The organism is Gammaproteobacteria bacterium, from assembly GCA_028819075.1.
Classification (GTDB): Bacteria; Gemmatimonadota; Gemmatimonadetes; order Longimicrobiales; family Gaopeijiaceae; genus BD2-11.
Map to the genome: position 1 here is coordinate 207,508 of JAPPMM010000014.1, position 7,978 is coordinate 215,485.

Sequence of the window (7,978 nt, forward strand, 5' to 3'; positions counted from 1 at the left end):
CGCACGGCGGGCCGGCGCCATCACTCCTCCGCCCTCCGCTGGTTCTCGAGTTTCCGGCGGATCCCGCGGGCCACGAGGGGCGAGACGAACCTGGAGATATCCCCGCCCAGGACGGCGACTTCGCGAACCAGAGAAGAGGAAAGGAACGCGTACGACACGTCGGGCATGAGGAAGAGGGTCTCAGCACCGGGCCACAGCTGGCGATTCATCTGGGCCATCTGGAATTCGTACTCGAAGTCCGACACCGCCCGAAGGCCGCGAATCATGAAGCGTGCCCCGCGGGCGCGCGCAAAGTCCACCAGCAGGCCCTCGAAGGAAGTGCATTCCACGCGCGCCTCATCCTGAAACACTTCCTGCAGGAGGCGCACCCGTTCTTCAACGCTGAACAACTGGCGCTTGGACTGGGTCGAGCTGTGCGCCACCGCGACCACGACCCGGTCGGCGACGCACAGCGTGCGCTGGACGATGTCCTCGTGACCGAGCGTGACGGGATCGAACGACCCCGGATAGATGGCGACCAGGTTCCCGGCACCGCTCATGCCTCAGCCTCCGCGATGGTCAGCGTGGTGTCTCCGTACACTCTTTGGCGCAGCCGAAGCCCGGGACAACCGGGCAGCTCTTCCCGGGAACGATGCTCCACCCACAGGACGCCCGCAAACGGACGCTCGCCGTAGAGGTCGAGGAGGCGCCCCGCCAGCCCGCGTCCGTAGGGGGGATCGGCCAGCGCCAGATCGACCTCTTCCCGCTGCATGCGCTTCGTGTACCCCAGGGCGTCGGCGCGCACCACGCGTGTAAGGGTCCCGACGCCCAGCAGCTCGATGTTGGCCCGCAGAACCCGGAGCGCGCGCCGCGAGAGATCCACGAAGGTCACCTGGCTGGCGCCCCGACTCAGCGCCTCGAGCCCGAGCGCGCCCGAGCCCGCGAACAGATCCACTACCACAGCCCCTTCCAGGTCGGCGCCGAGCGCCGCCATCCAGGCCTCGCGCACCCGGTCGGAGGTCGGGCGCACGTTCCGGCCGCGCAGCGGCTTCAACCGGTGGCCGCGCCAGCGTCCGGCGATGATTCTCACGCCGGTGACTCCAGCGGCGCTCTCGCCGGGGTGGTCGGACGCGGAGAGGCCGGGCCGATGCCCTTGAGTTCGGCCTGGATGAGCGGGACCCCGCGGTAGTTGCCGAGTTTGAGGCGAAACACCGCGTCAACCGGTCCCGGAACCAGCGTCCCGGGCTCGACCCGATCCGCCATCCCGAATCCAATCGCGTCCAGCGTCCCCGTGCGATCGCGCAGGCGCATCCTGAGGTGCGCGCCCTTCACCGTCTTCACGGGCCCGTCCAGCCTGATCCCGCGCGCCAGGAACAGGGGGCGGGGATTGCCGATGCCGTGCGGACCCATGTGCCGCAGGTAGCGCACCAGCGGCTCCGTGACCTCCTCGAGGCGGATCTCCGCATCGGCGACCAGATGCGGGCGCAGATCGCGATCGGCGAGTTCCTGTTCGGCGGCCTCGTTGAACGACGCGCGGAAGTCATCGATGCGCTCGGGGGCGAGGCTCATTCCCGCCGCCTGCCGGTGTCCGCCGAAGCGGTCCAGATGGCGCCGGCCTCTCGTGATGGCGGCCAGGACGTCGAAGCCGGGAATGGAGCGGGCGCTGCCGCGCGCGGTGTCGCCGTCCACCGAGACGAGGATGGTCGGCCGGTGGAGGCGGTCCACGAGCCGGGAGGCCACGATGCCGATCACGCCCGGGTGCCAGTCGCGCGATGCCAGCACCAGCCCGAAGTCGCGCCCCGGATCGTAGGACGGGACCAGGCGCGCCAGCGCTTCCTGAAGGACGCGCGCCTCGGTCTGCTTGCGCTCGGCGTTGTACGACTCCAGCGCGCGCGCGAGACGTGCCGCCTCGCGCTGGTCGTCCGTGAGCAGGAGGTCGAGCGCCCGCCGCGATTCCCCCACCCGTCCCGCCGCGTTGATGCGGGGGGCCAGGGTGAAGCCGACATGGCCGGGGGTGACCGGGCCGCGCACCCGCCCCACCTGCATGAGGGCGCACAGCCCGGCGTTGCCGGTATCGCGCAGGGCGTTCAGGCCGTGACGCACCAGGACGCGGTTGTGGTGCGAGAGGGTCACCAGATCGGCGATGGTGGCGAGCGCGACCAGCTCCACGTGCGGCAGCGGCCCGATGGCCTCCGACCCGGCCATGCGGCCCAGCAGGCGCGCGAGTTCGAACGCCACGCCGGTCCCCGAAAGGTCCTGGTTGGGGTAGGTGCAGTCGTCCCTGCGCGGGTTCACCAGCGCGAACGAGCGCGGCAGGGTCCGGTCCGGGGTGTGGTGATCGGTGATGATGACGTCCACAGAGGCCCGCCGGGCTTCTTCCACCGCGCCGTGGGCGCGCGTGCCCGAATCGGCGGTCACCAGGAGGGTAGCTCGGGCGGAGCGCGCGGCCGCGAGCCCCGCAGCGCCGAAGTCGTAGCCATCGCGAAGGCGATGGGGCACGAAAGGTACCACCCGTCCCCCGAGCGCCCGTAGACAGCGCGTCAGGAGCGCCGCGGCCGCGATGCCGTCGACGTCGTAGTCGCCGTGCACCAGGATGGTCTCGCCGCGCTCGACCGCCCTCAGCATGCGCTCGCACGCGGGCACGGCATCGGCGAGCGACGCCGGATCGGGCATTCCCTCCAGCGACGGGCGCAGGAAGGAGCGGGCTGCGGGCGGTTGCCCGAATCCACGCACGGCCAGCACCACGCACATCGCCCGGGGAAGGTTGAGCTGCCTGCGCAGTTCCGCGACCTGGCGCGCGGGGGGCGCGGGGGCGACGCTCCAGCGGGGCGCGGGAGCCGGCGGGAGCATCCCGGGGGCGGCTACTCGCCGTCGGGAGGGGCGAAGATGATCCCGCACGCCTCGCACCGCCGAAGGGTGCTGCCGCCCCTGACCTCCGCCTGCAACTGAAGCGGGACCATGGAAAAACACCGTCCACACGCCCCGTCGGCCGTTATGGACATCACGATGGCTCCTTTCCGGGTTGAGCGCAGGCCCTCGTACACCTCCCGCTCCCGGCGATCGAGCCCGGCGGCGCAGGCATCCCGGCGGATCTGCAGCGAAGCGAGTGAACGCTCGGCGTCTTCCCGCTCCTGCTCGATCTCCCGCCTTCGGGGTCCGGCCTTCTCCCGCTCGTCCGCCAGCTCCCGCTCCAGTTGCTCTGCCTCGTCTTCCCGCTTGCGGATCTGGTCCAGGTAGGTCAGGGCCTCCAGCTCGTCCCCGTCCACGGAGCGGTTCAGAAGGTCCATTTCCGCCCGCACGGCCGCCTCCTGGCGGAGGTTGTGCACCTGCAGAAGCCTGTCCCGCAGCATCCTCAGCCGATTCCGCTTCTCCTCGGCCGTCCGCTCGAGTCGGCGCTCCGCGACGCGCAGTTCCCTCAGCCGGGTGCGGGCGCGTTCGATCCCGGCCTCCAGTTCGCGCCCCCGCGAGTCCAGTTCCTCCAACAAAGGGACGAATCCCTCGATACGGGAGGCAGCACGGTCGATTTCAGCGTCGATCTTCTGTAGCTCCTGCAGCGATGCGTAGGTCGGCACGGCTATGGTCTCTCCTCATTGGATGCGGTTCCTTCGCCGGGACCCGGGCGATGCCGAACAGCCGGGGTCCAGTGGGATGGATCGATTTCGCGCTTCTTCCTTTGCAGTTCCTCCAGTTCGGAGATCAGTTGCCGCTTCCGCTCGTGGTCCAACTCCCTGGCGATCGTCTCTCTCAGCTCCCGCGCCCGCTCGGCCAGCGGTGCGCCACGCATCCTGCGCGCCGAGTCGGCGAGCACGCGAGCCGCATGACCGACTTCTTCGCTGCCGGCGAGCAGGCCCGCGAGCCGACTGGCCGCAACCGCCTCCATTTCCTCGGGAGCCCGCTCCAGCTCCGGGTTCTCGGTCAGCGCCCGGAATATGGCGCGGTTGGCCGGGTGGACAAAGTCCTCCGGGCCCACCGCCTCGCTCGCCCGGTCGATGAGCCGGCGGTCGTTGACAAGCACCTGCAGGAGCTGGCGCTCGGCGCCCATGAGCGGTTTCAGCACGCGCCGCACCCTGGGCTGCGGGGCGGGTACGGTCCCGCCGCCCGGCACGGCGGGCGTCCGCGCGATCTCCTCCTCCAGCGTCTCGCGCCGCACTCCGGTTTCCGCCGCCACTCTGGAGATGTAGATGTCGCGCAGCGCCGGATCGGTGGTCGCGCGCAGGGTTGGGAGGAGGCGGTCCACGGCGTCGCGGATGCCGTCGATCGAGGACAGGCGGTCGCGCCCGGTCAGAATCTGCAGCTTCCGGTCGAGCACGTCGACCGCGTCCTCGACATACCCCATCAGCGCCTCCCGTCCCTCGCGGCGCGCCACCGAATCCGGATCCTCGCCCCCGGGCAGCGTCACCACGGAGGGGTGGATCCCCGCGCCCAGGAGGACGTCGGCGGCGCGGAAGGTGGCCCTCAGGCCTGCCATGTCGCTGTCGTAGAGGAGAAACGCCTTCGACGCGAAGCGGGCCAGCAGACGGGCCTGCACCGAGGTCAGAGCGGTCCCCAGCGAGGCGACGACGTTGGGAATCTCGTGCGCCACCAGGGAGACGACATCGGTGTAGCCCTCCACCAGCAGCACCGCCCCCTCCTTGCGGATCTCGTGCCGCGCCCGACCCAGCCCGTACAGTTCCTCACTCTTGTGATAGACCGGGGTCTCCGGAGAATTCAGGTACTTGGCTCCCTTCCCCGGGCCGAACAGCCTGCCCCCGAAGGCGATGACCTTCCCCGTCAAGCCCTCGATGGGGAAGATGATGCGGCTCCGGAATCGATCGTAGGGCTCCTCGGAGCGCTCGCTGGTGGTCACCAGGCCCGCGTCCAGGAGAATGGCGTCGTCGATGCCGTGGCGGGCGGCGGCGGTGCGCAGGCCGCGCCATTCGTCCGGCGCGAAGCCGATGCCGAAGCTCTCCGCGGTATCCGCGTCGATGCCCCGCTCCTCCAGATAGTCGCGGGCGAGCCGGCCGATTCCCACATCGGCGAGCTGCTCCCGGTAGTACTCGCGCGCGAAGGCGTTGGCCTCGTACAGGGGCCGGTTGGGATCCTGGTATTCCGGGCGCGCCTTCACTTCGCGCACCTCGACCCCCGCCTTGCGGCCCGCATACTTGACCGCCTCCGTGAAGTCGAGCCCAATCCGCTTCATGACGAACGAGAACACGTCGCCCGACTCCCCGCAGCCGAAGCACTTGTAGAAGCCCTTGGAGGGGACCACGTAGAAGCTGGGCGTCTTCTCCTCGTGGAAGGGACAGAGCGCGCGGTAGTCCTTGCCGGCCCTCTTGAGGGGGATGTGTTCCCCGATCACCGCGACGATGTCCGAGCGGGCCCGCACCTCCTCGACCTGGTCGTCGGGGATCACGCGAGGGTCACCACGGTTACGCCCGTGCCCCCCTCGCCCACGCCGCCGGAACGGTACTCCCGCACCCGGGGGTCTTCCTCAAGCAGCTCGGCGACCATGGCGCGCAGGGCGCCGGTGCCCTTCCCGTGGATGAGGCGCAGCTCGGGCACGTCCGCCACAACCGCCCGGTCGAGGATGTTCTGCAGGCGGGCAGCCGCCTCGTCGACCCGCAATCCGCGCAGGTCGGAGTCGAGGGGGGGCGGGTCGGAGGGAAAGAACGAGCGGCCCGCCGGCCGCCTCTCCTCGCGGACCGGGCCCGTGGCGGGCGCGAGTCCGTCGAGCGGCACCTCCAGCCTGAGCCCGCCCCGGGCTTCCACCAGCGCGCGCCCGGGGCGGATCTCGACCACCGTGGCGGTCGCGCCTCCGTTCGCGAGCCGCACCGGGTCGCCGGGGCGGAGGGGGGTGGCGGGGGCAGGGCGGTGGTCGTCGGGGGGGCGGACTCGGTGGCGTTCGGCGGCCGCCTCGACCCGCTGGCGCGCCGCGCGCGCAACCTCCTCTTCCTCGCCCGCCCGGCCGGCGCGCACCTCGGCGATGGCGCTCTCGACTTCGCGCCGGGCCTCCAGCAGGATCCGGCGCGCTTCGGCCCGGGCGCGGCGGCGGGCGGTCCGCTCTTCGCCGGCCATCCTGCGCTCGCGAGCCTCGAGGGTGGCGCCGAGCGAGGCGTTCTCCCTGGCGCGCCCTTCGACCTCGGCCTCCCTGGCGGCGAGGGCGGCCCTGGCCCTGGCAGCGTCCGCCTCCAGGCGCTCCAGGCGCTCCAGCAGCTCATCCATGCGCACCTCGTCCCGTGAAAGACGAGCTTCGGCCCCATCGATCAGCGATCTTTCAAACCCCAGGGAACCCGCGATGGCGAGCCCGTAGCTGCGCCCCGGCCTCCCCTTGCGAAAGCGATATGTGGGCCGGGTGCGCTCCGGGTCGAAGTGCAATGAACCGTTCACGATGCCGCTTCCTGGCGCATCCAGCCTCTTGAGCTGTCCGAGATGCGAGGTCACCACCACCCGTGCCCCCCGGTTCGCCAGCGCTTCCAGCACCGCGGCCGACAGGGCCGCCCCCTCATCCGGGTCCGTGCCGGTACCCATCTCGTCGATGAGCACCAGCGCCGTATCGCTGGCGCGCGCAAGGATGTCCTTCAGGTTGGCGAGATGGGCGGCGAACGTGGAAAGGTCGTCCTCGACCGATTGCTCGTCCCCGATGTCGGCGAAGAAACGGCGAAACACGGGAATTCGCGTCCCGGAACCCACCGGGGGAACGACGCCGCACTGTGCGAGCACGCAGATCAGGCCCACGGACTTGAGAAAGACGCTCTTGCCACCGGTGTTGGGACCCGACACCACCAGAACCCGTTCCTCCGGCTCCAGCAGCAGGTCGAAGGGCACGGTCTCCACGTCCTCCCGCAGCGCCAGCAGCGGATGCCGCCCCTGGACGATGCACAGCCCGTGTTCCGCCTCGGGAAGCAGGGCCGGGACGCTGCCGTTCCATCCGAGAGCCGTGCGCGCGCGCGCGTCGAGCGAATCGAATTCGATCAGCGCCTCCTGGCTGCCGGCCAGGCCGTCGCGGAGCGGGGCGAGCGCGCTGGTGCATTCCGCGAGCACCCGGTCGATCTCGCGCACCTCCGCCGACTCCAGTTCGCGAACCCGGTTCATCAGCTCGATCGCCAGGGGCGGCTCGACGAAGAGCGTGGCCCCGCTGGCCGATGTCCCGTGGACGACTCCGCCGACATCGCTCCGTCCCGCGCGCCGGACGGGGATGACGTAGCGGCCCTCGCGCACGGTCACCGAGGCGTCGGGGATGACCCACGCAGCCGGAAGTGTACGCACGTAGGACTCAAGCCGACCGACGATCACGCCGCGACTGCGCTTCAACCTGGCACGCAGCCGCGACAACTCCGGGCTCGCCGTGTCGAGCACCGCGCCGGTCCGGTCTACGGTACGAAAGATGCGCTCCTCAAGGGCGCGGTCGAACAGCAGGCGCTCACGCAACGGTTCCAGCAGGAGCAGCGGCGGATCCGCTGCCGAAAGGTCATGGGCGAGTTCGCGGCCGGACCGCAGCAGAGTGCCCATCGAATGGAGTTCGGCGGGCGAGAGCACCCCGCCCGCAGCGCGCAGTCGGCGCAGGGCGTCGCGGGCATCCGGGATTCCCGACAGCGATCGAACTGCGCCGGCAAGCCGGGCGGTCTCGCGTACCCGTTCGAGTTCGCGCTGGATGATGGCGGGGCGGGTTGCCGGCCTGAGCGCGAGAACGGCATCGCGACCCGCGTCGCTTGAGGCCGAGGCTGCAACGCGTGCGAGCACGTCCGGCAGCCCGAGAACTTCGAAGGCGTGTTGCATCAGGATGGCGCGTTCATGCACCGCCCTCCCCGACGGCGCGGGCGGGTGGTCGCGGATTGGGGAAGGAAGGTATCCGGCGCTGTCAGAGGGGTCAACGCGGCAGAGGGACCGGTCGCTCCGGTCATGGAAGCCATCTCCGCGGCACAGGAAAGCACCAGGACCGTCGCCATGATCGCGAAACGTCCCATCCGGCCATGGGAGCGGACACCGAAAGTCCAGTATCATCCATAGGCGTCCATAGAGT

Annotated in this window: 6 protein-coding genes; all 6 read right to left on the bottom strand. The window is 70.6% G+C overall.

Features of this window, described 5'->3' with window-relative positions:
* Positions 1-20 precede the first annotated feature (20 nt).
* The 6 genes from coaD to OXU32_02125 are packed head-to-tail and all read right to left on the bottom strand — an operon-like array spanning position 21 to position 7,755.
* Positions 21-539, bottom strand: a complete 519-nt coding sequence (gene coaD / locus OXU32_02100; protein MDE0072761.1) for a pantetheine-phosphate adenylyltransferase — start codon at positions 537-539, stop codon at positions 21-23.
* Positions 536-1,069: a 16S rRNA (guanine(966)-N(2))-methyltransferase RsmD gene (gene rsmD / locus OXU32_02105; GenBank protein ID MDE0072762.1), complete on the bottom strand. Its 534-nt coding sequence runs from the start codon at positions 1,067-1,069 to the stop codon at positions 536-538. The genes coaD and rsmD overlap by 4 nt, the downstream gene beginning before the upstream one ends.
* Entirely contained in the window at positions 1,066-2,829 is a 1,764-nt protein-coding gene (gene recJ / locus OXU32_02110; GenBank protein MDE0072763.1) for a single-stranded-DNA-specific exonuclease RecJ, read from the bottom strand. Before recJ ends, rsmD begins: the two co-directional genes overlap by 4 nt.
* A gap of 11 nt (positions 2,830-2,840) precedes the next feature.
* The gene (locus tag OXU32_02115) at positions 2,841-3,551 is read right to left on the bottom strand and encodes a hypothetical protein (GenBank protein ID MDE0072764.1); all 711 of its coding nucleotides are present in this window, start codon (positions 3,549-3,551) and stop codon (positions 2,841-2,843) included.
* 2 nt (positions 3,552-3,553) lie between these two features.
* A complete protein-coding gene (dnaG, locus tag OXU32_02120; protein ID MDE0072765.1) occupies positions 3,554-5,371 on the bottom strand; it encodes a DNA primase in 1,818 nt (605 codons plus the stop codon).
* On the bottom strand, positions 5,368-7,755 hold the full coding sequence (locus OXU32_02125; protein MDE0072766.1) for a Smr/MutS family protein: 2,388 nt from the start codon (positions 7,753-7,755) through the stop codon (positions 5,368-5,370). The genes dnaG and OXU32_02125 overlap by 4 nt, the downstream gene beginning before the upstream one ends.
* Between the last annotated feature and the right edge of the window lie 223 nt (positions 7,756-7,978).

Coding starts and splice junctions, on each gene's coding strand:
- coaD (MDE0072761.1), bottom strand. CDS start 539: ATGAGCGGTGCCGGGAACCTGGTCGCCATCTATCCGGGGTCGTTCGAT.
- recJ (MDE0072763.1), bottom strand. CDS start 2,829: ATGCTCCCGCCGGCTCCCGCGCCCCGCTGGAGCGTCGCCCCCGCGCCC.